Annotated in this window: 27 protein-coding genes and 1 tRNA gene; 12 read left to right on the top strand and 16 right to left on the bottom strand. The window is 63.9% G+C overall.

The window, feature by feature from the left end; translation table 11 throughout:
* Positions 1-55: 55 nt before the first annotated feature.
* Positions 56-427: a helix-turn-helix domain-containing protein gene (locus HSRCO_RS11385; protein WP_259517763.1), complete on the bottom strand. Its 372-nt coding sequence runs from the start codon at positions 425-427 to the stop codon at positions 56-58.
* 281 nt (positions 428-708) lie between these two features.
* On the opposite strand from HSRCO_RS11385, the gene HSRCO_RS11380 reads away from it, so the two are divergent.
* The 4 genes from HSRCO_RS11380 to HSRCO_RS11365 are packed head-to-tail and all read left to right on the top strand — an operon-like array spanning position 709 to position 3,852.
* Positions 709-1,632 (top strand): substrate-binding domain-containing protein, encoded by a 924-nt coding sequence (locus HSRCO_RS11380; protein ID WP_259517762.1) that lies wholly within the window; start codon positions 709-711, stop codon positions 1,630-1,632.
* Positions 1,633-1,634: 2 nt separating this feature from the next.
* The gene (locus tag HSRCO_RS11375; RefSeq protein ID WP_259517761.1) at positions 1,635-2,354 is read left to right on the top strand and encodes an ABC transporter permease; all 720 of its coding nucleotides are present in this window, start codon (positions 1,635-1,637) and stop codon (positions 2,352-2,354) included.
* Positions 2,351-3,115 carry an amino acid ABC transporter ATP-binding protein gene (locus HSRCO_RS11370; protein WP_259517760.1) on the top strand — a complete coding sequence of 255 codons (765 nt, stop codon included), beginning with the start codon at positions 2,351-2,353 and terminating at the stop codon, positions 3,113-3,115. Before HSRCO_RS11375 ends, HSRCO_RS11370 begins: the two co-directional genes overlap by 4 nt.
* Before the next feature lie 47 nt (positions 3,116-3,162).
* Complete coding sequence (locus tag HSRCO_RS11365; protein WP_259517759.1) at positions 3,163-3,852, top strand: TOBE domain-containing protein; 690 nt, start codon at positions 3,163-3,165, stop codon at positions 3,850-3,852.
* A 431-nt stretch (positions 3,853-4,283) separates the two neighbouring features.
* On the opposite strand, the gene HSRCO_RS11360 is transcribed toward HSRCO_RS11365, so the two are convergent.
* Positions 4,284-4,451 carry a hypothetical protein gene (locus tag HSRCO_RS11360; protein WP_259517758.1) on the bottom strand — a complete coding sequence of 56 codons (168 nt, stop codon included), beginning with the start codon at positions 4,449-4,451 and terminating at the stop codon, positions 4,284-4,286.
* Between the two features lie 246 nt (positions 4,452-4,697).
* Here HSRCO_RS11360 and HSRCO_RS11355 point away from each other — a divergent pair, with 246 nt between their 5' ends.
* The 4 genes from HSRCO_RS11355 to HSRCO_RS11340 all read left to right on the top strand — a co-directional run bounded on the left by HSRCO_RS11355 (position 4,698) and on the right by HSRCO_RS11340 (position 6,519).
* The gene (locus HSRCO_RS11355; RefSeq protein ID WP_259517757.1) at positions 4,698-5,231 is read left to right on the top strand and encodes a cob(I)yrinic acid a,c-diamide adenosyltransferase; all 534 of its coding nucleotides are present in this window, start codon (positions 4,698-4,700) and stop codon (positions 5,229-5,231) included.
* 313 nt (positions 5,232-5,544) lie between these two features.
* A complete protein-coding gene (locus HSRCO_RS11350) occupies positions 5,545-5,802 on the top strand; it encodes a hypothetical protein (RefSeq protein ID WP_259517756.1) in 258 nt (85 codons plus the stop codon).
* A 38-nt stretch (positions 5,803-5,840) separates the two neighbouring features.
* Positions 5,841-5,915, top strand: a tRNA-Val gene (locus HSRCO_RS11345).
* Between the two features lie 304 nt (positions 5,916-6,219).
* Positions 6,220-6,519, top strand: a complete 300-nt coding sequence (locus tag HSRCO_RS11340; protein WP_259517755.1) for a winged helix-turn-helix domain-containing protein — start codon at positions 6,220-6,222, stop codon at positions 6,517-6,519.
* Between the two features lies 1 nt (position 6,520).
* On the opposite strand, the gene HSRCO_RS11335 is transcribed toward HSRCO_RS11340, so the two are convergent.
* Positions 6,521-7,153 (bottom strand): helix-turn-helix domain-containing protein, encoded by a 633-nt coding sequence (locus HSRCO_RS11335; RefSeq protein ID WP_259517754.1) that lies wholly within the window; start codon positions 7,151-7,153, stop codon positions 6,521-6,523.
* Positions 7,154-7,294: 141 nt separating this feature from the next.
* Here HSRCO_RS11335 and HSRCO_RS11330 point away from each other — a divergent pair, with 141 nt between their 5' ends.
* Positions 7,295-7,726 (top strand): SRPBCC family protein, encoded by a 432-nt coding sequence (locus HSRCO_RS11330; protein WP_259517753.1) that lies wholly within the window; start codon positions 7,295-7,297, stop codon positions 7,724-7,726.
* Here the strand turns inward: HSRCO_RS11330 and HSRCO_RS11325 are convergent.
* The 13 genes from HSRCO_RS11325 to sucC all read right to left on the bottom strand — a co-directional run bounded on the left by HSRCO_RS11325 (position 7,723) and on the right by sucC (position 20,889).
* Positions 7,723-8,502 carry a HEAT repeat domain-containing protein gene (locus tag HSRCO_RS11325; RefSeq protein ID WP_259517752.1) on the bottom strand — a complete coding sequence of 260 codons (780 nt, stop codon included), beginning with the start codon at positions 8,500-8,502 and terminating at the stop codon, positions 7,723-7,725. The two genes, HSRCO_RS11330 and HSRCO_RS11325, sit on opposite strands and share 4 nt — an antisense overlap.
* The gene (locus tag HSRCO_RS11320; protein WP_259517751.1) at positions 8,499-9,368 is read right to left on the bottom strand and encodes a phosphate ABC transporter permease; all 870 of its coding nucleotides are present in this window, start codon (positions 9,366-9,368) and stop codon (positions 8,499-8,501) included. The genes HSRCO_RS11325 and HSRCO_RS11320 overlap by 4 nt, the downstream gene beginning before the upstream one ends.
* Positions 9,365-10,024, bottom strand: a complete 660-nt coding sequence (locus tag HSRCO_RS11315; RefSeq protein ID WP_259517750.1) for a molecular chaperone TorD family protein — start codon at positions 10,022-10,024, stop codon at positions 9,365-9,367. Before HSRCO_RS11315 ends, HSRCO_RS11320 begins: the two co-directional genes overlap by 4 nt.
* Positions 10,021-10,845, bottom strand: coding sequence for an ethylbenzene dehydrogenase-related protein (locus tag HSRCO_RS11310; protein ID WP_259517749.1), 825 nt, complete (start codon positions 10,843-10,845; stop codon positions 10,021-10,023). The genes HSRCO_RS11315 and HSRCO_RS11310 overlap by 4 nt, the downstream gene beginning before the upstream one ends.
* Before the next feature lie 171 nt (positions 10,846-11,016).
* Positions 11,017-12,060 (bottom strand): 4Fe-4S dicluster domain-containing protein, encoded by a 1,044-nt coding sequence (locus HSRCO_RS11305; RefSeq protein ID WP_259517748.1) that lies wholly within the window; start codon positions 12,058-12,060, stop codon positions 11,017-11,019.
* Positions 12,060-14,918 (bottom strand): molybdopterin-dependent oxidoreductase, encoded by a 2,859-nt coding sequence (locus HSRCO_RS11300; protein WP_259517747.1) that lies wholly within the window; start codon positions 14,916-14,918, stop codon positions 12,060-12,062. The genes HSRCO_RS11305 and HSRCO_RS11300 overlap by 1 nt, the downstream gene beginning before the upstream one ends.
* The gene (locus HSRCO_RS11295; RefSeq protein WP_259517746.1) at positions 14,915-15,100 is read right to left on the bottom strand and encodes a hypothetical protein; all 186 of its coding nucleotides are present in this window, start codon (positions 15,098-15,100) and stop codon (positions 14,915-14,917) included. Before HSRCO_RS11295 ends, HSRCO_RS11300 begins: the two co-directional genes overlap by 4 nt.
* Complete coding sequence (locus HSRCO_RS11290; protein WP_259517745.1) at positions 15,093-16,412, bottom strand: cytochrome bc complex cytochrome b subunit; 1,320 nt, start codon at positions 16,410-16,412, stop codon at positions 15,093-15,095. The genes HSRCO_RS11295 and HSRCO_RS11290 overlap by 8 nt, the downstream gene beginning before the upstream one ends.
* 2 nt (positions 16,413-16,414) lie before the next feature.
* The gene (locus HSRCO_RS11285; protein WP_259517744.1) at positions 16,415-17,008 is read right to left on the bottom strand and encodes a ubiquinol-cytochrome c reductase iron-sulfur subunit; all 594 of its coding nucleotides are present in this window, start codon (positions 17,006-17,008) and stop codon (positions 16,415-16,417) included.
* Entirely contained in the window at positions 17,001-17,570 is a 570-nt protein-coding gene (locus HSRCO_RS11280; RefSeq protein ID WP_259517743.1) for a hypothetical protein, read from the bottom strand. The genes HSRCO_RS11285 and HSRCO_RS11280 overlap by 8 nt, the downstream gene beginning before the upstream one ends.
* Positions 17,571-17,827: 257 nt before the next feature.
* The gene (locus tag HSRCO_RS14555) at positions 17,828-18,475 is read right to left on the bottom strand and encodes a helix-turn-helix domain-containing protein (RefSeq protein ID WP_310795436.1); all 648 of its coding nucleotides are present in this window, start codon (positions 18,473-18,475) and stop codon (positions 17,828-17,830) included.
* 402 nt (positions 18,476-18,877) lie between these two features.
* Complete coding sequence (gene sucD, locus HSRCO_RS11270; RefSeq protein WP_259517742.1) at positions 18,878-19,747, bottom strand: succinate--CoA ligase subunit alpha; 870 nt, start codon at positions 19,745-19,747, stop codon at positions 18,878-18,880.
* A complete protein-coding gene (gene sucC, locus HSRCO_RS11265; protein ID WP_259517741.1) occupies positions 19,744-20,889 on the bottom strand; it encodes an ADP-forming succinate--CoA ligase subunit beta in 1,146 nt (381 codons plus the stop codon). Before sucC ends, sucD begins: the two co-directional genes overlap by 4 nt.
* Positions 20,890-21,102: 213 nt before the next feature.
* Between sucC and HSRCO_RS11260 the strand changes: the two genes are divergently transcribed.
* The 3 genes from HSRCO_RS11260 to HSRCO_RS11250 all read left to right on the top strand — a co-directional run bounded on the left by HSRCO_RS11260 (position 21,103) and on the right by HSRCO_RS11250 (position 24,344).
* Positions 21,103-22,500 (top strand): sodium-dependent transporter, encoded by a 1,398-nt coding sequence (locus HSRCO_RS11260; RefSeq protein WP_259517740.1) that lies wholly within the window; start codon positions 21,103-21,105, stop codon positions 22,498-22,500.
* 61 nt (positions 22,501-22,561) lie between these two features.
* Positions 22,562-24,106, top strand: coding sequence for an acyl-CoA carboxylase subunit beta (locus tag HSRCO_RS11255; RefSeq protein WP_396266432.1), 1,545 nt, complete (start codon positions 22,562-22,564; stop codon positions 24,104-24,106).
* Positions 24,087-24,344, top strand: coding sequence for an acc operon protein (locus HSRCO_RS11250; protein WP_259517739.1), 258 nt, complete (start codon positions 24,087-24,089; stop codon positions 24,342-24,344). Before HSRCO_RS11255 ends, HSRCO_RS11250 begins: the two co-directional genes overlap by 20 nt.
* Positions 24,345-24,348: the final 4 nt, after the last annotated feature.

The raw sequence follows: 24,348 nt of genomic DNA, 5'->3' as shown, positions 1-24,348 counted from the left end.
CCCGACAGGGTCGGCGTCTTTCGGCCGTGTCGGTCGGCTCCCCGTGCCGGCCGAGTCAGTCGGCGACCTGTGCGGTCCCGATGGGTTCGGTGAGGTTCTCCGTCCCCCAGGTCTGCATCTCGTCGATGATGCCCTGGGTCGACTCGCCACGGGGTGTCAGCGAATAGGCCACCCGGAAGGGTTTCTCGCTCACCACTTCGCGGTTTACGAGGGTGTACTCCTCGAGGTCGTCCAGGTTGTCCGAGAGGACCTTACTCGAGATGCCGTCGACGGCCTCTTTCAGTTCGTTGAACCCCATCGGTCCCTCGTCCAGGAGGCGGTGGATGATGACGGGATGCCACTTCTTGCACAGCAGTTTCGCCGTCGCCTGGATCGGACACCACTCCTCGCCGGCGCAGTGGACGCCGAGTTTTTCGTCCGTCGTCATACGTTTCACCTACGGGAGTCTTCGGTTTATACTTACCTACCAACAGCCAGTATCCTTGTACTACTAAGAAACGTCCCCCAGTGCGATCGGCGCAACGTCGCCCCTCGACGAAACAGAATTTGTTCACATCTCCGATTTCGGATTACGACAGAAATACCCGCAGTATCTCTCATACCGGCAATTCACCTGAAAATATGTCTGTAGCGTCACTTCCCAACGTGACTTCATATGGTTATCTCCCCATCGAAACGTATTTGGGAAACAGGTTCAACGACATATCTATGCCGATACAACGACGGCAGTTTATCAAGGTACTGGGCGCAGGAGCACTTGCGAGTACGGCTGGCTGTGTCGGGACGGGTTCGAACAGCGAACAGCCTGCGGTGGCCGGTGAAACGTTGACGCTGACCACGACGACCAGTACCTACGACACGGGACTGCTGGACGAGATACACTCCGACTTCGAGGAGATGTACGGGGTGACGGTCGACGCAATTGCACAGGGGACCGGTGCCGCCCTGGAGTCCGCTCGCAACGGTGACTCCGACGTGGTGATGGTCCACGCACGGGGTCTCGAAGACGAATTCATGCGCAACGGGTACGGGATCAACCGCCGCGATCTGATGTTCAACGACTTCGTCATCGTCGGGCCCGAGGACGACCCTGCGGGCATCCAGGGTATGAGTTCGGCGACAGACGCCCTCACCGCGATCGCGGACGCCGGGGCCACCTTCGTCTCCCGGGGAGACAACTCCGGAACCCATACCAAGGAGCTCAATCTCTGGGAGGCAGCGGGCACAGACCCTGGTGGAGACTGGTACCAGGAGACTGGTACCGGGATGGGTGAAGCGTTGAACATCGCCAATCAACAGGGAGCATACACGCTCTCGGATCGGGGAACGTTCATCTCCCAACGCTCGGAGGTCGATCTCGTCATTCTCGTTCAGGGCCCTATCGAGGATGGACCGGAGATCCTCGCGAATCCCTACGGGATCCTGGCGGTCAACCCAGGCGTTCACGACAATGCCAATTACGACCTCGCGATGGCCTACATCGGGTGGATCACCAGTCCCGGTGCGCAGGACGCCATCTCGAACTACACGATGAACGGCGAACAGCTGTTCTACCCCGAGGCCGTTTCCGAGGACCCCAACTTCCAGCAGTACGTTCCGCAAGGCTGGAGTAGCGACTCCACCGACGGGTAAGCGTGGCCCTCGAATCAGTCGCACAGCTACTCCCGACCGTCTTCGAGTTCTCTTTTAGGGAGGGCTACGTCCCCAGCATCGTCTACGTCTCGCTGTACGTGAGTCTCGTCGCGGTATCCCTGAGCACGCTGTTCAGTATCCCCGTCGCGGTCGTCCTCGGATTCACCGAGTTTCCGGGCAAGCGGTTCGTGCAATCGGTCATCAACACGGGGATGGGCTTTCCCAGCGTCGTGGTCGGCCTGGTCGTCCTGTTCGCCGTCTCGAACCAGGGGCCGCTAGGTTCGCTGGGGCTGGTGTTCACGAAGGAGGCGATGATCATGTCACAGTTCGTGCTCGCGACGCCGCCGATTACGGCGATCAGCATGGCGGCGATCGGTGGGGTAGACGAGAGCGTTTCCGAAGCCGCTCGAGCCCTCGGCGGGACGCGCGTGGACGTCGCACTCGTCGTCCTGAAGGAAGCCCGATACGGGATCGCGACGGCGATCCTTGCGGGGTTCGGACGGGCCATCAGTGAGGTCGGGTCCGTACTCATCGTCGGTGGGAATATCACGAGTGCGGAGGGCATCTCCAAGACTCGGACACTCACGACCGCTATCCAGCTCGAAGCCCGCCAGGGCCGTTACGAGACGGCGATGGTGCTCGGCGCAGTGCTGGTGGTGCTCGTCCTCGTCGTCAACGCTCTCGTCTTGCGCCTCGGGGATGACGGGGTGAGCCAGCGATGATCGGAGCGAGAAACGTCTTCCAATCGTACGGTGCCGAGACCGTACTCGAAGATCTCTCACTCGATATTACCCCCGGGGAAATCGTCGCCGTCATCGGTCCGTCGGGTGTTGGGAAGACCACTGTACTGAACCTCCTTTCGCTCACGACTCGACCCGACGACGGAACGGTCCTATTCGACGATGTTGACGTCTGGCAGACGGATGAGTCGGCTCGACTCGAACTACGACGGCAAATCGGGATGGTCTTCCAGGATGCGAGTCTGTTCGACGCCAGCGTCGCCAGAAACGTGGAGTACGGCCTTCGGGTACGACGGCCATGGTCTGATCGCTTACGGGACGAATTGCGATCGATCGGCGGAGACTTCGAACCGCCCGAAGCGGTGGTAGACGCACTGGACATCGTCGGCCTGGGGGACAGGGTCGACCAGCACGCTTCGTCACTCTCCGGTGGCGAGGCCCAGCGGGTATCGTTTGCGCGTGCGATGGCGTACGACCCCGACGTCCTCCTACTCGACGAACCGACGTCCGATCTGGACCCGCGGAACACCGCAATCATCGAGGAGGCGATGACGGAGGCGAGTGACCGCGGTATGGGCGTCGTCGTCGCGACCCACGACATGCACCAGGCGGAACGGGTTGCCGACCGGGTCGCGGTACTGCTCGATGGTGACTTCAGCGAAGTCGGACCGACAGATCGAGTGTTCGAGAATCCCGACTCCGATCGAACCCGGAAGTTTATCGATGGTGAGTTGATATACTAAACCGACATGAGCGCTCCCGATCCGGGGCGGTCCGTCGGACCCCATCAATGACTGTCGAGGATAGTTTCGAACCATTGCTGTCAGATGGCGAGACGACGGTCACCGAACGAGACGTTCGTATGCTCCGTGCCATCGATCGTACTGGATCGATGTCCCAGGCCGCTGAGGAACTTGGGCGGTCCTACCCCCATCTGCAACGGCGAGTCGTGGAACTCGAAGCGGTGTTCGGCGACCTGACGAGCCGAAGTCGTGGCGGCCGGGGCGGGGGCGGGACCGCGTTGACGGAGGAGGCTCGAACCCTCATTCGTCGATTCGAGCGATTGCGATCGGAACTCGGCGGCGTGACTGCTGTCGCGGAATCGGTCATCTCCGGAACGGTCGTCGAACGCCACGGCGAACTGGCCATCGTCGATACCGATGCAGGCACTCTCACCGTCCGCGCACCTGCGAGGGCCGAGCGAGTCGAAATCGCCATCCGGGCCGACGCCGTCGTGCTGGTGGATTCGGATTCCCCTTCCGAGACCCGAACCAGCCTTCGAAACCAGCTCACGGGAACGATCAGTTCGATCGACCGTCGAGAGACCACTGCGACTGTCACCGTGGACGTCGGTTCGGGGGTCGAGATCGATGCCGTCGTCACGACCGAGAGCGTCGACCGTCTCGGCCTCGAGGTCGGGGCCCCAGTCGTCGCGGCCTTCAAATCGACGGCAGCTCGCGCGACGCCAGCCGACGTGTAATCGAACATTTACTTTCGCCGGTTCCTCGTCAACTGTCGGGCAACTGCCAATGCCCTATTTTTCGTCATCTCTCGGCTGCGGACGTCCGTTTGCCGTGCTCTGCTCACTTTCTGATTTCGGGTTTGCTATCGCGGCATGTGATTTATTTGCGCGTGGTTGAGCACTGCTTCTCCTCTGGAATACCTCTCGATACTGCCGGGACCGGATTCAGGAGTCGGACCGCAAGGAGTCGTCACTTCGTCGAATTCGGATGTGGGAATCTGCTCAGCGATAGGGTGGTGTGAGAATCGACGTCGATGGTCAGTGAGTGGAATCGGACCTATCTGAGAACGATCGACACCTAGAGTCGACAACGTTCGAACGAAGGGGGAATCTCGTGCTTGAACACAGTCACTCGAGATGGCACGCGGAGAATGTGCAGTGCCCGGGAATCAGGCCGTCGCCGTCGAATCGATGCCGTTGATCTTGATGAGCTGGTAGTCACACTCCGTGCAGTACCACTTCGTCTTCTCGCCGAGGTGGACCATCGTGCTCGCCGATTTCTTGAAGGTCCGATCCGCAGCGCAGTCCGGGCAGTAGTGTTCCATGTCGCTGGCCATACGAGGGAGTGTTTCATCGAAGACATTGAAGATTCGGGTTTCCCCGCCGGTCATTTATATAGTGAATCGTATTCTGCGATACGAAAAATTCGTCCACGTGATTGGTTTCCTCGGATTCGGGTGGAAAAATACCTGCACTGGCCGATTTCGGCTGTATACGGGGCTCTACAGACGTCCAAATTGGTCGACGCTGTTGGGACTTGGACCTTGCCAACATCTATGTCGACGAGAACCGCAGTGTGGGATATGACCATCTACACGGGCCGTGGCGACGAGGGAATGACGGATCTGGCCGACATGTCCCGCGTCCCGAAGACGAGCCCGCGAATCGAGGCCTATGGGACGGTGGACGAACTCAACGGACTCGTGGGGACGATTCGACCCACTGGGTACCAGGACCTCGACGAGCGTCTCGTCTCGGTCCAGAACCACTTGCATATCGTGCAGGCGGACCTCTCGAATCCCGACCCCGGGGACGATGCGCCGGTAGTCACCGAGGAACACGTCGAACGACTGGAGGACTGGATCGACGAGGCCCAGGCCGAGGTCGGACCGCTCCAGCGCTTTATCATCCCGAGTGGCGGGAACGCGGGCGCGCCACTCCATCACGCCCGTGCGGTCTGTCGACGAGCGGAACGACGGGTGATCGAGGCGGCCGAAGACGAGACTCTCAACGAATCTATCGTGGTCTACCTCAACCGACTCTCCGACGCACTGTTCGTGTTCGGTCGGGTGGCGAACCATCGCGACGGCATCGAGGAACTGGAGCCTCGCTACTGAAACGGTAAAGAGCGGGAGCATCCACGAAACGGGCGACCTGAGGGGGGTGGGACGGTGGGTGTCGCCCCGAATGCTGGACGTGGGGTGGGTGGGTGAGTCAGTCGTTCCGGGTGTCGAACGACCGCTTCGTGGGGCCTCGATCGGTGGGTGACCAAATCTCGGTGACCACTGATGGGGCAGGCGACTTCGGACGTCGCCTGGCTTTAGGTATGCCTAAACAATAGTTAGACGTTCCGGTGCCGGCAGAATCCCCCGGTGGGATTCTGTCCCTTCGGACACAACAGTTATCTCCGCGGGCGGCGTTGGGAGGCGTATGAACAAACACTTCGAAGATAGCCGGTATTACCTCGGGCGAGCAGTCGAGACGGCGGCACGGGGCGTTCGCGAGGAACTGGACCCCGTCGAGGAGCGGGTCCGGGCGATGATCGGTCGAGAGAAGGAACCCGAAGCTGGACGCCTCCAGACCGTGCAGGCGGACCTTCTGAATTTGGAGCGGCGTGCTGAGGGTGAGGCCCGCGAGGCGATCGGGACCGCGCGACGGCAGATCTCGGGATTCCGCAGCGCTCAATAGGCAAGTCTTAAGTTTTCGCTGCCGGTAAATCGGGCTACGGGCCGGTGGTCTAGTCCGGTTATGACGGCTCCTTCACACGGAGCAGGTCGGCGGTTCGAATCCGCCCCGGCCCATTTTTCGAGCGGCCTGCGAGAAAAATGGGTAGCGGTTCGAATCAGGGAGCAGATCTTCGATTTGCGACCGTGGTTCGAATCCGCCCCGGCCCATTTTTCGAGCGGCTTGCGAGAAAAATGGGTAGCGGATTCGAGCCCTACCACAAGCGACCGAAGGGAGCGAAGTGATTTCGGTTCGAATCCGCCCCCGGTTCATATTCACGACAGCAATGCGACGAGCGTCGCGAACCAGCGCCGCCCGCACCGTCGCTGGGAGGGAACAACCTAAACTCCGGGGGGACGTATTACTCGACAATCGCCCACGATGAAGCTCGCACTCCCAACAGATCTCGAAATACTTGAGGCCCTGGTGGACGGGAAACGAAATACCGCCGCCAACCTCTCGTACGAACTCGAGAAAGACCGCTCGTATATCAACACACGGCTCCCTGTCCTGGCCGATTACGGGTTGCTGGAGCGGATAGGCCCGGCCCCCAACAGTGGCCTCTACGAGATTACCGAGAAAGGTATGGTCGTCGCGGAACACGGCGACAAATACGAACACGGGGACGTCGACTTCGATTCGTTCGTCGAGGACCGACTCGACGGTCGAAACGAGACGTGAGCTATCGGCCGTCGTCGATCTGAAACTCTTTGACGATCTTACCCTCGGCGCGGTGGAGCGTCTCACTGCACGTTGATTTCGCGAGTCCGACGTCTTCCGCGAGTTCGGTCAACGTACACTCGCGTGGGGTGTCGTAGTAGCCCAGTTCGATGGCGCGATCGACGAGTGATTCCTGGCGCTCGGTGAGTAACTGCTCGGTCTGGAGGTGATAGTGTATCTCCTCGACGGTGAACTGGATCCCGAAGGCGTCGAGCTGGTCGCCGAGTTCGGAGAGCCGGTCCTGGGAGGTTGTGACCTCCCACACCGCTTTCCCGTCAACGATGTCGAAGGGCATCTCGAGGGGGATGCCGGAACTCATGATGGGGAACAACAACAGCGGGTCGGTCGTCTCGAACTGGACGAGTGCGGTGTCCTCGTGACGTTTGAGGAGGTTCAACTGTTCGACCTCGGTGGTCTCGTCCACGGCCTGGACGACCTCGGATAGCGTCGATGCGGTGATCTCCACGAGTCCGACGCCCGTGTCCTCGCCGGGGATCGCCGAGAGGATACGGAATCGCGCATCGGGGTACTCCCGGGAGATGGCACCGATCCAGACGGTCCCGGGGACGGTGATGGTGAGCGTCGCGCGAGGCATCGAGAGTACCGAATATATTCGGGGAACGGGTTTGAGTGTTCCGAGACCGAAGGGGTGGGCGGTACCGTTCCGGGTCGGTTCGACACCGGGAGCGAACGTATTCGGGGACGCGTTCATCGTACGGGATGCTGTGGTTGGCGTATGGCACGAGTGCGCGAGTCACGGACATTCGCGGTTCCGCCAGCAGAACTTAGCGGGCTCATCGAGCGCGACCTCGAGTCGTTTGTCGGTGCCAGCGGTGTCGATTCGGTTTCGATGACTGGCGACCGCATCGCGCTCGCCAGCCGTCTCGGTCTGGCGTCCATCGAGTTGGTCGTTCGGATCGACAGGGAGGCGGACGCGGTCCTCGCGTTCGACGCCGTTGACGGGATGTTCGAACGGATGCGGACGGAGTACACGGTCGAGGCGACCGACCCCGGATCGCGGCTCGTCGCCTGGACGGAGTTCACGCTCGGGGGCGTCATCGGCACGGCGCTGGACGAGACGCTCGTCTCGATGCAGCGCAACCGCGAGTTCGAATATCAGTTCGATTACCTCGAAACGCTGCTCGACGCCGAGGCGGTCGGCCCCTAGCGGTCGGGGACCTGGTTCAGCATGTGATCGCCGGCCATTTCCGTACCGGACGAGCCTTCCACAAGCGAGTCGACGTCCTCGCCGCGGGCGCCCAGCGAGCGCGCGGCCGTCTGCTTGACGATGTCCACCTCGTCTTCGTCCTCGAGGACCGCCTTCAGGGCCGTTTCGACAATCGGATCGTCGTCGAACGTGCCCAGGAGTTTCGTCGCCCACTCGCGCACGCGGTCGTCGGGGTCCTCTACCGCTGCGACGAGGTCGTCGCGGACATCGTCACCGCGGATCCGCGTGAGCGAGATGAGTGCGTTCCGACGCACACCGACGGCCTCGTCGTCGAGCAATCGTTCGAAGGTGTCCTCGTGGGCCGCCCGATCTAGTCTGTCGAGGGCGACGGCGGCCTCCGCGCGAACCCACTGGTCCGCGTCCGATTCGAGGAGGTCTCTGGCGACTGCTGGGTCGCCGTCCTGCTTCGCTATGGCCTCGATGGCGAACTGCCGGACTTCGTCGTCCGGGTCGGTCCGGGCGAGCGCCTCCAACTGGCGGACGACGACGGGTGGACAGTCCCGTTCGGCGAGCGCGAGGGTCGCCCGACGGCGCGTCGGCGCGTCTGCGGCGGTGAGTTGCGCCTGGAGGTCGTCGATGGAGTCGTCCTCGACGGGCGTCACGTCCGCCGCAGTGTAGTCCTCCTTTCGTGCGGTCCCGAGGGTGATGTCACGGATTTCTTCGACGCCGTCCGCGCCCTTCGCCGCTCGTCGTTCAGGTTGGTTGCCGTCAGTCATGGGTCCGTCCGAGTTCGGAGGAGTAGTGCGAGTCCGAGGAGCAATGCGAGACCCCGGGGCACCGTTGCGGGGACGCCAGCCGTCAGGAGCAACAGTCCCGCCAGGGCCGTCTCGATGGTTCGTCGCTCGATGCCGGTCGCAACGAGGGTGGTGCCACCGACCGCGGCGACGGTGAGGACCGGTAGCGAGACGCCGACGATGGCTCCCCCGACGAGACTCGTAGCGCCGGTAACGAACGGTGCAGAGAGGCCGAAGCCTGCCACGGCGGCCCCCGCGAGTGCGCCGACGAAGACCGAGCGGTAAGTCCACTCGACGAACACCGGTGCCCCGGCGATGGCGAGCAGTGTCGCGGCCGACCCGAGCCGTCTGGTGGTCGCGGGTTCGAAACCGAGACTGCCGGCCATCGAGAGCGCGACGCCGGCGACGAAGACGACACCGACCAGCGTCTCGGCGACCTCGTCGGGGGAGAACGGTCGGCGGGCACGAGCGACGACTAGCAGCCCAGTGGTCACCACGAGGACGACTGACGCCGGGAGGGTGGCCGGTCGAGCGACCGCGCTCAGCAGGCCGAAGACGCCAGCGAAGGCAAGCGCGACCCGTCTGAGGTCGTCGTCCGTGGTGACGCCGACGATGACCGCTGCAACGGCCGGCCCCACCAACGCCAGTGTCGCGATCGGGTCGTACAGCGTGCTATACGGGAGTCGGGGCGCGGACGGCGCGTTGATACCGACCCGGACGAGGAGTATGGCTGCCGTCGGCAACAGGGCGAGCAGTCCGGCGAGCCGTCGTCCCCGCTCGGGGTCCGTCCCGAGGATAGTCTCCGTGGGAGGGGCGGATACCCGGACACGGGTCGGTGCGTTCGTCACGCCCGGGACACCTCCACGTCGAGTCGGGAGTCCAGGTCGGCCAGGTCCGCCGCGACGAAGCCGTTCGTGAACTCGACGAGGTCGTCGTAGATGCCGGTTTCCACCTCGTCGTCCATGGCCTCACCGATCTCCTCCACGAGTGGGGCGAGGTGCCGGTCCAGGAAGTCACGGCGCGCGCGGCGGACCGCGTCGTCGCCCTTCATCGCCGCGAGCCGTGACAGATAGCCGGCGAACTCCAGTTCGAGCTGGAGGTGGTCGTGGTGTTCCCGTCTGGACTCGTCGACCTCGACCCCAAAGTAGTCGTACGCACGGGCCAGGTCGAGGTTGATCTCCTCCCATTGGCCCTCGCTTTCGTATTCGGATTCGTACAGTGCCACCGGCGGATCGGGGTAGCCGATGGCAAAGATATCGTTGAACCGTGCACACAGCAGTTCGTAGTCGTCCGCCGTGACGAGCGGGGGTGCCGCGACGTCGAGGTCCGCGTGCTCTATCAACCGGTCGATGTCGGCGGCCAGCGTCCCGTCCGAGAGCCCCTCGTACGTCTGCTCGGTGGGCTCCTCGAAGAGGCTGGCGAGCGTCCCGTAGACGGTGCCACGGGCTGCCGCGACCGGGTCGTCGATGGATTCCGATGTGGTCGGTCGATCCGGGTCAGTCATGATTCTCTGGAACTCCTGACGGCCATTACCGTGACGACCAGCGCGACGGCGATAGCGATGCCAGCGATGGCCCACAGCAGATACTGGTAGGACGGACCGGTGTCAGTGGGGCCGAACGGGTAGGTGAACCACTCGCTCACCGCGTGATGACCGGACCGTTCGCCGTTCGCCCCGTCCCAGACGGCGAAGGCGACGTCGACGTCGGAGCCGGTGTCGAGGGCGGCCCTGTTCTCATCGTCGACGGCCAGCGAGCGGTGCATCACCACGGTCCAGGTGCCGTCCTCGTGGACGGCCTCCGTCTCGACGGTGCTCTCGCTCATCTCCGTGATGGACCCCTGTCCACCGGCGAGTAGCTCTTCGGTCCCCCCGTCGGCGCTCCAAAACCAGACGTTGACGGGCGTTTCCTGGCTACCGAGTGCGATGTCGGGTTCCGATTCGGCGTCGACCGGGATCTGCATCGCGACACCGTCGGCGAAGGCCTGGATTTCGTCGGCGCTGGTGTTCTCCGTCGCGTCGTCCCACTCCATCCGGACGTACAGCTCCGAGTCGGTTCGTGCCGCCTGGACGTCCACGGCGTCGGTGGCCACGCTACCGGCATTCGGGAGGCCAGAAGGCGCACTCGCCATCGGGACCTCGGTGCCTTCGGCATCCTCCCACGTGTCCGCCGTGGGCGAGGCAAGCGTGTCGCCCTCGCCGGGCATGTCGGTGACCGGGACCTGGTTGGCCGGGACGCCGCCCGCTATCGAGGGGAGGGCGACGGCGGCCACCACGAGAGTGATCGCCAGAACGCCCACGGCCGCGACCGTCTTCCGATGGCTCATTCGTCGAACACCTCCCAGAGCGGAGCGCTGGTAAGCTCGACGAATTCGCTCACGCTCATTCGTCGAACGAGTCCGGACCTACGGTCCGGCCGGCTCGACGAAATCGATTCGCTCATTCGTCGAACACCTCCAGAACGCGTTCTGGAGAGCTCGACGAATTCCACGCACGGCTCATTCGTCGAACACCTCCAACCGATACTGCTGGGCCGGATTCTCGCTCGTCAACATTTCCATCAATTCGCTGTCGCCGCCACGGTTAACCTTGGCGCGCTCTCGCTCGATGGTATCCATGGCGTCGTGAATTCCGTCGCCGAAGAGGTCTTCGAGGTACGACATGGGGATCCGATCGAACTCCGTCGTCTCGCCCTCCGCGTCGATCTGCGGCGGCGCGAACGGCGGGATGTAGTAGATGTTCGGGTCGGTCTGGTACTCCGGATGGAGCGGCAGTGCCACCTCGTACTGTTCGACGAGTTTGTAGATGGGCCCCTCGCGGTCGTCCAGGTACCCGACCATCCGGAGTTGGGTGGTACACTCCTCCGCACAGACGGGCGCTTTCGTCTCGCCATCCGGTCCTTCGCCTTCGATGCGGGGGTAACAGAAGATGCACTTCTCGGAGGTCTTCTTCACCGCGTTGTAGTAGACCTTCTTGTAGGGACAGCCCTCCACGCAGTAGCGATAGCCACGACAGCGGTCCTGGTCGACGAGGACCACGCCGTCTTCGGAACGCTTGTACAGCGCCTTCCGCGGGCACGCCTCCACGCAGGTCGGGTGCGTGCAGTGGTTGCAGATGCGGGGTATGTAGAAGTACTGGGAGTTCGGATGTTTCCCAGCACCCTGATCCTCGTCCCAATTCGGTCCCCACTCGGGATCCTCTCCTTGCGGACGCAAGGCCTCGGTACTCGGCGAGAAGAGGGCCTCGTCGTAGTTGAACTCCCAGGGCCGACCGTAGTCCTCTTTGGGCGGTAATTCGCCATTGTTCAGTTCGGACCGGGATTCGGATTGCCACCCCCCGCCTTTCTGTTCCCAATCTCTGGGATACCCCTTGCCGGGCTTGGTCTCGACGTTGTTCCAGTACATGTACTCGGTCCCCTCTCGTTCCGTCCACGTCGTCTTACAGCCCACCGTACACGTCTGGCAGCCGATACACTTGTTCAGGTCCATGACCATCGCGACCTGATGGTCGATCCCTTCTGCGAGGCTAGTACTCTGGCTCATCACCGCTCACCCCCTTCGGCCAGCTCGATCTGCACGCGTGCGTCGCTGTTGACGCCGGTGGGACCCCAGAAGTTGGGGAAGAAGTGGAGGTGCTCGCCCGTGTCTTCTGGATACTGGACGATCTGGGTCGTCTTCAGATCCATGGACGTGACGCTGTTGAAGTTCCCCTGATCCGGGAACTGGTAGTCCTCCCAGGAGAAGTTCATCCTGACGCTGCCGCGCTGACTGCTGGGGTAGTATTTCGCCATTGCGTGGATCTCCGCGAGGTCGTTGTAGATGCGGACCGTGTCGCCGTCCTCGATGTCCCGTGACTCGGCGTCGTCGGGGTGAATATACAACACCGGTTCGCCGCGGTTCAGACGGAGCATGTACTTGTCGTCCCGCCAGGTCGAGTGCATCGACCACCGGCCATGCGGTGTGAGATACCGGAGTGGGTACTCGTCCGCTTTCTCTTCTCCGAGCGGTTCCTTGTAGGTGGGTAGCTCTTCGCCGTCCTCGAGATACCAGTCGTGATCGATGTAGTACTGCTGGCGTCCCGAGAACGTCGGCCACGGCTCCTTGTCCTGCACGAAATCCTTCCACGGCGCGAAGGCCTCGCCCTCGTTGAGGTCCGACGTCCAGTGCCCGCCGTTGGCGAGGAACCGCTGGGGCTGCTCGACCGTGTCGTCGAAGGTGATCTGCTCGTCACTATCCGGCGGGTTCGTCTCGCCCGAGTTGCGGAGGATAAACTCCGCGGCGGCTTTCCCGTTCTCCAGGGCGCCCGCTTCGTCGTCGAGCCAATCCTTGACGTAATCGTCGTACACCGACGCCGGTTGGATCGTGCGGTCGAACGACCGGTCCTCGATCGGGCCGACGCCGCGTTCGCGAGCCAGTTCCTGAATGCGCGCTGCGAGATCGCGGAAGACCTCCCAGTCCGGTTTGGACTCCCCGAGCGGTTCGATCGCGGGGGTGAACGGATGGATCCACGTGTGCATGTCCGTCATCGAGAGGTCGTGTTTCTCGTAATGGGAGGCCGCTGGAAGGACGTAATCGGCGTTTTTCGCCGTGGTATCCATCCGGAAGTTGATGTCGACGACGAGATCGAGTTTCTCCCAGAGAACGTCGCGAACCGGCTTGTTGCCCTTCGCCTGGTTGTAGAAGTTTCCACGCCAGACGAAGAAGATACTCGGGGAGGGTCGGCTACCGTCCGAGCGCTCCTCGGGATACATTGGCATCCACTCTTTCTCGAGTGACTCCTCGATTCGCGACTCCAGTTTCGGATCGCTCTCGGTGATGCCGGAGTGGTAGTACGTCCAGAGCGTCGTCGGCATTCCACGGGGGCCAGTACCGGTCTTGTCGAGGTGCGGGAAACAGAGGTGTTTCCAGCCGTTGACCGTCCAGATTTTCTCCTGGCCGACGTAGTGGTCGACGTTGGTCCCGTTCCGACCCATGTTTCCGGTCAACGTCGCGACGAGCTGGATCGACCGATTACCGAGGTCGTTGTGGAACCAGTCGTTGACGCCTTTCCCGTGGATGATCTTGCCCTTCTCGACGTCAGCAAATTCACGGGCGATCCGCTGCATCGTCTCGACGCCCACGCCCGTAATCTCGTAGACGTCGTCTGGCTCGTAGTCCGAGAGCTGCTCTCGAAGGCGCTCCCAGACGGTCCGGACGCGGACGCTGCCGTCGGTCGTATCGACCGTCTGGTCGACGGATAGCTGGGGATCGAAATCCAGTTCGATCGAGGAGTCGGGGTCGAACTCGCCCGCTCGAACCCCCAGCGAGCCGGGCGCCGTACGGATGGCCCCCGCCTCGTCGAGCATGACCATCGTCTTCTCGTTGCCGGAGAGGCCGGTGACCTCCGACGCCCGGAGGAATTTGCCCGTATCCTCGCGGACGAGAAGCGGCATGTCTGATTGCTCTTTGACGTGGGCTTCGTCGTAGAGCCCCTCTTCGATAATCGTCCGCGCCATCCCCAGCGCCAGTGCCGCGTCCGTCCCGGGGTCCGGGCTGATGAACTCGTCCGTGTGGATGGCGGTCTGTGAGTAGTCGCTGAAGACCCCGACCGTCTTCGCTCCGTCGTACCGGGACTCCAGAAACATCTTCGCGTCCGGAATCCGGGTGACGTTGATGTTCGACCCCCACGCGATGATGTAATCGGCGTTGTACCAGTCCGCACTCTCGGAGTTGTCGGTCTGGAACCCGTACGTCTGGGGCTGCCCCGGTGGCAGATCCGAGTACCAGTCGTAGAACGAGTGGCTGACGCCACCGAGCAGATTGATCATCCGGGTCCCGGACGCGAACGATACGGGGCTCATCGCGGGGATCGGCGTGAACCCACTGATGCCGTCGTAATCACCGGCTTCGACCGTATCGAGCACTTCTTCGGCGATCTCGTCGAGGGCCTGGTCCCAGGAGATGCGCTTCCATTTCCCCTCGCCGCGTTCGCCCGTCCGTTTAAGCGGATATTTCACCCGCTGGGCACCGTGGACGTAGTCCTTGTAACACGCGCCCTTGTTGCAGCCGCGCGGGTTGGGGTCCGGGAGATCCTGGTTGATCCGTGGATAGTCGGCGGCCTGCTCTTCGCGCCACACCTGGCCGTTTTTGACGTACACGTTCCAAGAGCAGCTGCCGGTACAGTTCACGCTGTGCGTGCTTCTGGCGATCGAGTCCCAGTCCCACTGATCGCGGTAGAGATCCTCCCACTCGCGGTAGGGGTAGTCTCCGATGGGGTCGTCGACCACCTGGAGGCGGTTCATCTGTGCGGCCTGGCTCGCCGCACCCAGGCCGCTCGCGCCGACCGCTGCGGTCGCGCCGAGCCCCTTCAAGAAGTCGCGACGTCTCGAGTCGATGTCTGTGGATTGCTGTTGTTCGCTCATCGAGTTTCCTCCGTGACGAAGACGGTGCTGACGCCGAGAACCGCGCCCGCGAGTGCGAGCGTGGCGCCCGGAGCCGATGCGATGCCCAGTTCGAGTGCCCCGACGAGCAGGGCGACGCCAGCGAGTTTCGTCGCTACGTCCAGGAACCGATACGTTCGACCGGCGAGGGCGACGTCAGTCACCCCGCCCACCTCCTCGGGCCGGGGCGCCGGACGCCAGGATGTAGGTTCCCACGCCGGCCAGAATCGGGACCACGACCACGAGGACCGTGAGAATCGGCGTGACTGCGCCGGTGCTCACCCCGAGTGCGCTCGCCAGCAGGTTGTTCATACCCGCCAGCGAGGCGACGAGGATCATGACGACGCCGGCGACGCCGACGGCCGTCGGGAACGGTCGCGACAGCGGATCGGCGCTGAAGTGTCGTTCCCCGTCGGTCCGGTCGAGGAACGGCCAGAGTATCAGCAGGCCGAAGACGAGACCGGAGAGGAACACGCCGCCCCAGAACTCGGTGTTGAACTCCACGCCGGCGACGTGGAACGTGAACCACGAGGGGATGATCTTCAAAAAGCCGTACAGCCACATCAGGAACCAGTCCGGCATGACGATGGCAGGGGTCCCAGCGGGGTCGTTCGGGCCGTAGGCCGCGACGTTGTGGACCGGCAGGAATCCGGCGAGCAACGCGAGCGTGGCCGCGGTGAGGAAGAAGACCACCATCGAGACCGCCGCCTGGTTCGGGACCAGCGGCAGGCCGATGACCACGGAATCGTCGTCCTCGTCGACGCCCGCCAGTTCCGCGTCCTCGGTCGAGCGTCGCCCCTCTGTATGTTTCTGTTTCACCAGGACGAGCATGTGGGCCGCGAGCAGGCCCGCGATGGCAAGCGGGATGACCACGACGTGCAAGAAGAACAGCCGGGGGATGGTGCCGCTAGCGGGGAACTCCCCGGCGAAGACGAGCTGGGCCAGGAAGTCGCCGACGAGCGGGACCGCGAGGGCGATGTTGTAGCCGATGCCCGTGGCGGTGGTCGCGAACTCGTCGTAGGGGAGCGAGTACCCCGTGTAACTCGCGAGCATCGCGAGGATCGCCAGCAAACTCCCGATCACCCAGTTGATCTCCCGAGGGTTGCGGTACGCGCCGGTGAAGAAGACCCGGAGCATGTGCAAGCCCAGCGAGGCGATGAACAACTGCGCGCCCCAGTGGTGAAGCCGTCGGACGAACATGCCAAATGGGACGCCGTAGGTGATGTGGAGCACGCTGACGAACGCCGCCGGCATCTCGTCGCCCTGGAACTGGGAGACCGCACCCTGGTAGGTGACCTCGGCAGAACTCGGTTCGTAGAACGCCCCGAGAAAGATGCCCGTCAGGACGATGATGACGAACGAGAACAGGGCCACCTCGCCCAGCAGGAACGAGTCGTCCGCCGGGAAGGCCTTCCCGAGCATCCGCCGTTCGCCATCGATCTTGAGTCGGTCGGTGAGCCAGTCTGTTGCGCCCATCGTCACTCACCCCCAGGGCCGATCGGTCCCTCGAAGTTGTCCGTAGCCATGAGATAGCCGTCGCTCGAGAGCGTGATCGGTAACTGGGGGAGCGGTCGTGGTGCCGGCCCACCCGTGACCGCCGCCCCGCTTCGCGGATCGAACTCCGCGAAGTGACAGGGACAGACGAGCGTCCCGTTCTCCGCTTCGGAAACCATACAGCCCGCGTGCGTACAGACCTTCGAATAGGCCGCGTAGCCGCTGACGGTGAACGCCAGTTCGGTTGGCGGGGCGTATGCGTTCTCCTCGTATCGCACGAGCAACGTGGGTGCGTCGCTAGCGCCGGGATTCGTCTCCGGGAAGACGGTGGTCCGGGTACCGAACTCCAGGGCGTCCTCGGTGACGCGGTCGCCGTTCTCGTCGACCAGGTAGGTTCCGTCGGTGTAGATCTCTCCCGTGAACCCGCGCTCGGCGACCTGGGTGAGCCCGCTGAGCGGGACCGCCAGCCCGCCGATGGCCGACACCCCGCCGAGCCCGATGGCCGCCCTGGCGACGTCCCGTCGCTCCCAGCGGCCGAGGAACAGGTCCTCCCGTCGCTCGTCGTCGTTCTCAGTCATGGTATCGGTCCTCCGCGACGTGGACGTGTGGCAGGAACCAGGCGTAGTACGCGGCCGTCATTCCCGCGAGTGCGAGGAAGATGCCCCCGACGTAGAGGCCCACGTACTGGGTGCGCGCGAGCGTGAAGAACTCCACGACCACGAGCACTGACAGGACCACGGTGAGCGCCGACAGCGCCAGGATGGCGAACACCCCCTCGTCGCTCTCCGCCGAACCGACGTACTCCGCCACCCAGCGATGCTCGGTCTGGAACCAGTCGAGTGCGCCCCCGTCGGCAACCGCTCTGGGGCCGCCGCTGGGTCGCACCAGCCGATCCATGAACCGGTGGAACCCCGCCAGGACGGCCATCAACGCCCCCAGCGCCAGCCAGATCACGACGCCGACCTGTGCCGGCGTCATCGCCTCCGGCGTATCGACGATGGACTGGAGTGGTCGCATGTCGGTCTGCTCGGTGTCGATACCTACCTCCTCGGCGTGCTCGACCGTCTGGATCGCGGTGAACCAGGTGGGGAGCAAGACGACGAGCACGATCAGGAGGATGCCTATCGTCCGTGTTCGCATGGTTCTCGTTGCATAGTTCGGGAGTACGGGTGGTATCCGCGGCTGCGATGCGCCTGCCGGTGCTCGACTGCACCGTTCTCGCGACGGTCGACCCGCCAGCGACCGTGAACCGAATCGATCTCTTCACTCACGTTCGAAGAAGTGTCGAACAGCCGGGTATGGCTGATTCTGCATATTACAGACTTTTATGCCTGGTCCGAAAAGCGCCGCTCTGACTGGTGGAAATCGCCATTCTGGGAATGAGGGACCACCGGCGCTCAGCGGTCCGTGACCAGCGCCGTGACGAGCTTCGTCTCTACCGCGGTGAGTCGCTGGGAGATGGCCGAGCGAGTCACGCCCAGCCTGTCGGCGAGGTCGGCGAGCGAGACGGAACGCGGTGTCGCGTAGTAGCCCATCTCGACAGCCGTCTGCACCGCCTCGCGTTGCTTCTCGGTGAGGGTGACGGGCTCCATCGCTTCGTGGCGCCACTCCTCGGCGCCCATCGGTCGGTTCGCGGTCGTGAGCCGTCGGAGGCGGACGTGGGCCGCCTTCTCGCGAACCTGTGTCATCACTTCGGCGAGTGTCTCTCGCGAATCGGCGTACGCCCCGATAGCGAGTGAGCCGTCGTCGACCGCGATCACTTCGGGGACGCACCCGGGTCGACAGAACGACGGACAGATACACTCCGCGTCGACGTCGGTCGTGTACGTCTTGACCTCCTCGGTGACGTCGCCACCCGCCGTCGACAGCGACACGTGACAGCTGTCGTTGACCAGCTGGACCGACCCGGAGACGCCCGTCTTTTCAGGTCCGGCGAGGGGACACTCGGCGTCCCCGTCAACTTCGACCCCTATTTCGATCCACAGCGTCGGCCCTTCGCCGCCCTCGATAGCGGCCGAGACGGGGACCGGACGGTCCGTGGACATGGAGATGGTAGTACGTGTGATCGTGTCAAAAGTGTTGTCTAGGTTTCACGATTCTGGGAATCGGTCGAATCGACCCGGGCGCTTTCTGCGGTCTCCCGTCCTCGACCGATCGGTGTTGTGGGACGGTTCTTTTCCCACAACCGTCAGATTCCGTCGATTCGACCATCGACGTCCGCATCGGACCCCGTCCGATGGCCGTCTCAGTCCCCTCGACGCGGATCGATTCCGCCACCGTGCCGGGGTCGACTGTGCGCTCGGCCACACTGTCGGCTACGAGACGGCTCTCCGTCCCCCTTGTCCCGAATATGTTCGCGCAGCCGGGCGCTCGCTGGTGGACCGACGAACGCACGGAGAATGGAGTGGTTCGAACCCGCTACTCGTGGGGGTGGACAGTTCCGGTGCTCAGAGCAGGTCGGCGACGTGTTCGGCGACCTCTTCGGGCGTGTCGCCCACCGGGACGCCGGCGTCGTTCAGCGCGTCGATCTTGCTCTGGGCGGTGCCGGTGCCGGATCCGGAGACGATGGCGCCAGCGTGGCCCATGCGTTTGCCCGGCGGGGCCGTGCGGCCGGCGATGAAGCCGACGACGGGGGTGTCCATCTCCTCGTCGATGAAGGCCGCGGCCTCCTCCTCGTCCTCGCCACCGATCTCGCCGGTCATGACGACGACCTCGGTCTCCGGGTCGTTCTCGAACGCGCGCAGCGCGTCGATGAAGTCCGTCCCGATGATGGGGTCGCCACCGATACCGATGGCAGTCGTCTGGCCGATACCCTCGCTGGTGAGGTTATCGACGATCTGGTAGGTAAGCGTCCCCGAACGGGAGACGAGCCCGACGTTCCCCGGTTCGAAGATGTTCCCGGGCAGGATGCCGAGTTTACTCTCACCGGGCGTGATGATGCCCGGGCAGTTCGGGCCGATCAGTCGGGTGTCGACCTCGCTCAGGCGCTTGTAGACCTTCGCCATGTCCTGGGTGGGGATGCCCTCGGTGATGGCGACGACCAGGTCCAGGTCGGTGTCGAGCGCCTCGAAAATGGCGTCCGCGGCGAACGCCGGCGGGACGAAGACGACGGAGGCATCCGCGTCCTCCTCCCGGACGGCCTCGTCGACGGTGTCGTAGACGGGGATGCCGTTCACTTCCTGGCCACCCTTGCCGGGGACGGCACCGGCGACCACGTTCGATCCGTACTCGACCATCTGTTCCGTGTGGAACTTGCCCTCGCCGCCGGTGATTCCCTGCACCACGACACGGGTGTCGTCGTCGACGAATACACTCATGCTTCCACCTCCGCTGCGTTCTCGACCGACCGTTTGACCGCGTCCTCCAGTGTCTCTTCGACCGTGACCAGTTCGTCGTTGAGGATCTCGCGACCCTCCTCGGCGTTCGTGCCCGCGAGGCGGACGACGACCGGTTTCGGGATCTCGTCGAACTGATCGAGGGCCTCGTTGATGCCCTTGGCGACCTCGTCGCCCCGGGTGATGCCACCGAAGATGTTGAACACGATGGCGTCGACGTTCGGGTCGGCGAAGACCATGTCGAGCGCGTTCGCGACGCGTTCGGCCTTCGCACCACCGCCGATGTCGAGGAAGTTGGCGGGTTCGCCGCCGTAGTAGTCGACCAGGTCGAGCGTCGTCATCACGAGACCGGCGCCGTTCCCGATGATGCCGACGTTACCGTCGAGTCTGACGTAGTCGAAGCCGTACTCGCTGGCCTTTCGCTCGAGGTCGTCCTCGTAGGACTCCTCTTCGAGTTCCGCGAGTTCCGGCTGGCGGAACAGCGCGTCGTCGTCGATGTTCATGACCGCGTCGGCGGCGACGACGTCGCCGTCTGCCGTGACCATCAGCGGGTTGACCTCGATGTCGCTCGCGTCGCGGTCCTCCCAGAGCTGGTAGAGCGTCTGGAGGACGCCGGCGACGTCGAGGGCGACCTCGTCGGGAACGCCCGCGTCGTAGACGGCCTTCCGAGCCTGGTAGGGATGCATCCCGAACGACGGGTCCACGTGGACCCGGGCGATCGCTTCGGGGCTTTCCTCGGCCACTTCCTCGATGTTGACGCCGCCCTTCGAGGAGACCATGGCGACGGGTTTGCCCTCGCCACGGTCCATGGTGACACCCACGTAGAGTTCGTCGGTGAAGTCGACCGCTTCCTCGACGAGCACCTTATCGACCGTGTAGCCCTTGAGGTCCATCCCGAGGATGTCCTCGGCAGCGGCGCGTGCCTCCTCTGCGTCGTCTGCGAGTTTGATACCGCCTGCCTTGCCACGTCCACCGACGTGTACCTGTGCCTTTACCGCGACCGGATAGCCGAGGTCCGATGCCATCTCGACGACCTCGTCGACGGAGGTGGCGAGCGCCGATCCGGGCGTGGGGATGCCCGCGTCGGCGAAGACATCCTTGGCCTGGTACTCGTGTAACTTCATGCAGTCAAAGCACGGTACTGGCGGCGCTTAAACCCCGCTCATTTAGTGTGCACAATTGCCGTTCGCTCGTGGGACCCGATGGAACGGGCCTCGCAGATTGCTCCCGATTGTGTACGTGGATTACGACGTGTCAGGATCCCTGTAGTAATATTTCGTCGCATCGAACGCCGGTCTTCGACAGGGTTTTAGCCCAGTCAGACCCAGTGCGAATTAATGACACGCGAGTCCTGGAACACCCGTGTCGGGTTTATCCTCGCCGCGGTCGGGAGCGCGGTGGGACTCGGCAACATCTGGCGATTTCCCTGGATGACCGCCGACAACGGTGGGAGTGCGTTCCTCGTCGTGTACCTGCTCATCGTGGTGTTCGTCGGGGTCCCGGGCCTGCTCGGCGTACTGGTCATCGGTCGTCGCTCGAAACGAAACCCGGTCGGCGCACTCGAATCGCTCTCGGGGTCACGGCGGTGGGGGTACGTCGGCCTGTTCGCGGTGCTGACCTCGATGTTCCTGTTGACCTTCTATAGCGTCGTCGGGGGCTGGACACTCAGGTACACGGTCGAGAGTCTGAGTGGCGCGTACTTCGCCGACCCGGCGGCGTACTTCACTGCGGTGAGTTTCGGCCCACCAGCCGTCGCCTACCACGTGGTGTTTCTGGGACTGACTGCGGCGATCGTCTTCGCCGGGGTCCGCGACGGCATCGAACTCGCCACGAAGCTGATGATCCCCGCCATCGTGGTGCTCCTCGGTGGGCTCGCCGCCTGGGCGATGTCCCTGGACGGGGCGGCTGCCGGACTCGACTTCTACCTCTCCTTCGACCTCGCGTACCTGCGGGCCAACTTCATCGACGTCCTCGGCGCCGCGGCGGGGCAGGCGTTGTTCACGCTCTCGGTCGGTGCCGGGACGATGATCACGTACGCCTCCTACATCTCGGAGGACCGCTCGCTCCCCTTCGACGGAATGAGCATCGCCGTCCTCAACACCACCGTCGGCTTCATCGCCGGTCTCGTCGTCTTCCCGCTCTTGTTCACCCTGGGGGTCGATCCTGGCTCCGGTGGCGCGGGTGCCGTCTTCATCAGTCTCGCCGGTGGGTTCGCTCGTCTGCCCTTCGGCGAGGGAATCGCCCTCGTCTTCTTCGGCGTGCTGGCCCTCGCCGCGCTCTCCAGTTCCATCTCGATGCTCGAGGTACCGGTCTCCTATCTCGTCGACGAACACGAGATAACCCGTCGACAGGCGACCGGTTCGTTGTTCGCGATCTTTCTGGTGACGGGGTCGGTGAGTGCGATGCGTCCCGCCATCTTCGGATTCATCGCCGACACCCTCGTCGACCTGATGCTGACCGCGGGCCTCCTCGGGTTCCTGTTGTTTGCCGGGTGGGTGCTCGGCCGGGACGCCATCGCGGAGTTCGAGATGGGGGCGGGCACCATCGGGCGGGCGGTGAGTCGCCCCTGGCTGTCGGCCATCGCCGTCGTGTTGCCACTGTTCCTCGGATTCACGCTCATCTCGGGGATCCTCGGTGCGGTCGGCATCACCGTGGAGGCGATCCTGGTGCTGGCGGTCACCGCCCTCCTCGGTGGGGCCACCTTCATCGGGCTCAAACGACCGGATTCGGCCTGAGTCCCCAACTCGGAATCCTTTTGCGGATGCTCGCTGAAAGGTGTCAGTAATTGCCATGACGATGGAAGAGCGCATCGAGGAACTGCGCGAGCTGCGTGAGCGGGCACGGCTGGGGGGCGGAGAGGAGCGGATCGCGTCTCAGCACGAGCGCGGGAAGAAGACTGCCCGCGAGCGCATCGAGTACCTTCTCGACGACGGGACGTTCAACGAGTTCGACCAGTTGCGGACCCACCGGTCGCACAACTTCGGGATGGAGGAGCGACAGATCCCCGGGGACGGAGTGGTCACGGGATACGGCGAGGTCAACGGCCGGACCGTCTTCGTCTACTCCCACGACTTCACGGTCTTCGGTGGCTCGCTCGGCGAGGTGTTCGCCGAGAAGGTCCAGAAGGTCAACGAGAAGGCGATGGAGGTGGGCGCGCCGGTCGTCGGCATCAACGATTCGGCGGGGGCCCGTATCCAGGAGGGCGTCTCCTCGCTCGCCGGGTACGGCGAGATATTCCGCCAGAACACGGAGGCCAGTGGCGTCGTCCCGCAGATATCGGCCATCATGGGTCCCTGCGCGGGTGGGGCGGTCTACTCGCCCGCCATCACGGACTTCGTGTTCATGGTCCAGGACACCTCGCACATGTTCATCACCGGACCGGACGTCATCGAGACGGTCACCGGCGAGGAGGTCTCTCACGACGAACTCGGCGGGGCGACGACCCACTCGGCGACCTCCGGGGTCGCCCACTTCGCGGAACCCTCCGAGGAGGCGGCCCTCGACGACATCAAGCGGCTGCTCTCGTACATCCCCCAGAACAACATGGCCGACCCGCCCCGGGTCGAGCCGTGGGACGACCCCGAGCGCGAGGACGAGGCGCTCCGCTCCACCGTTCCCGACCAGCCACAGAAACCATACGACATGGTCGACGTGATCGACCACGTGGTCGACGAGGACTCGTACTTCGAGGTCCAGCCCGACTTCGCCCGGAACGTCACCATCGGCTTCGCGCGACTCGACGGCCGGTCGGTCGGCGTCGTCGCGAACCAGCCCCGGGTCAACGCCGGCACACTCGACATCGACGCCTCCGATAAGGCCTCCCGGTTCGTGCGCTTTTGTGACTCGTTCAACATCCCAATCGTCACCTTCGTGGACGTCCCCGGGTTCATGCCCGGGACCGACCAGGAACACCAGGGTATCATCCGGCACGGCGCCAAACTCCTCTACGCGTATTCCGAGGCGACGGTCCCGCTGCTCACCGTCATCACGCGCAAGGCCTACGGTGGCGCCTACGACGTCATGGCCTCGAAGCATCTCGGCGCAGACGTCAACTATGCGTGGCCCACCGCGGAGATCGCGGTCATGGGGCCGAAGGGCGCGGTCAACGTCCTCTATCGGGAGGAACTCGCCGAGGCCGAGGACCCGGAGAGCCTCCGAGAGGACCTCATCGAGGAGTACCGCGAGGAGTTCGCCAATCCCTACACCGCGGCCGACATGGGGTTCCTCGACGACGTCATCGAGCCACAGACGACCCGACCCCGCCTGATCGAGGACCTGGCGATGCTCGAGAGCAAGCGCGACTCACTTCCGGAGAAAAAACATGGAAACCTCCCGCTTTGATATCGCGATCCCGGACGCGGCAGACACCGAGGAAGCGGCAGCCATCGCTGCGGCGATCGGCGCCCACCTGAACGACCGGGCCCGGGCGGCGGCCGCGACCGACGAGACGCCCTCCTGGCACGGCCGAGAGTGGGCGTTCGCCGGCAAACTCGAGCGGACGACCGCCTGTTCTCGACGCGTTCCGAAGACGGCCCCGACGGACCCCTGGAGTGCGGCCGGGCGGTCGGATCGATTCTGAGGGG

This window comes from Halanaeroarchaeum sp. HSR-CO, assembly GCF_024972755.1.
GTDB lineage: Archaea > Halobacteriota > Halobacteria > Halobacteriales > Halobacteriaceae > Halanaeroarchaeum.
The sequence above is the reverse complement of the archived record's forward strand: the minus strand, read 5'-3'. Positions and strand labels throughout refer to the sequence as shown.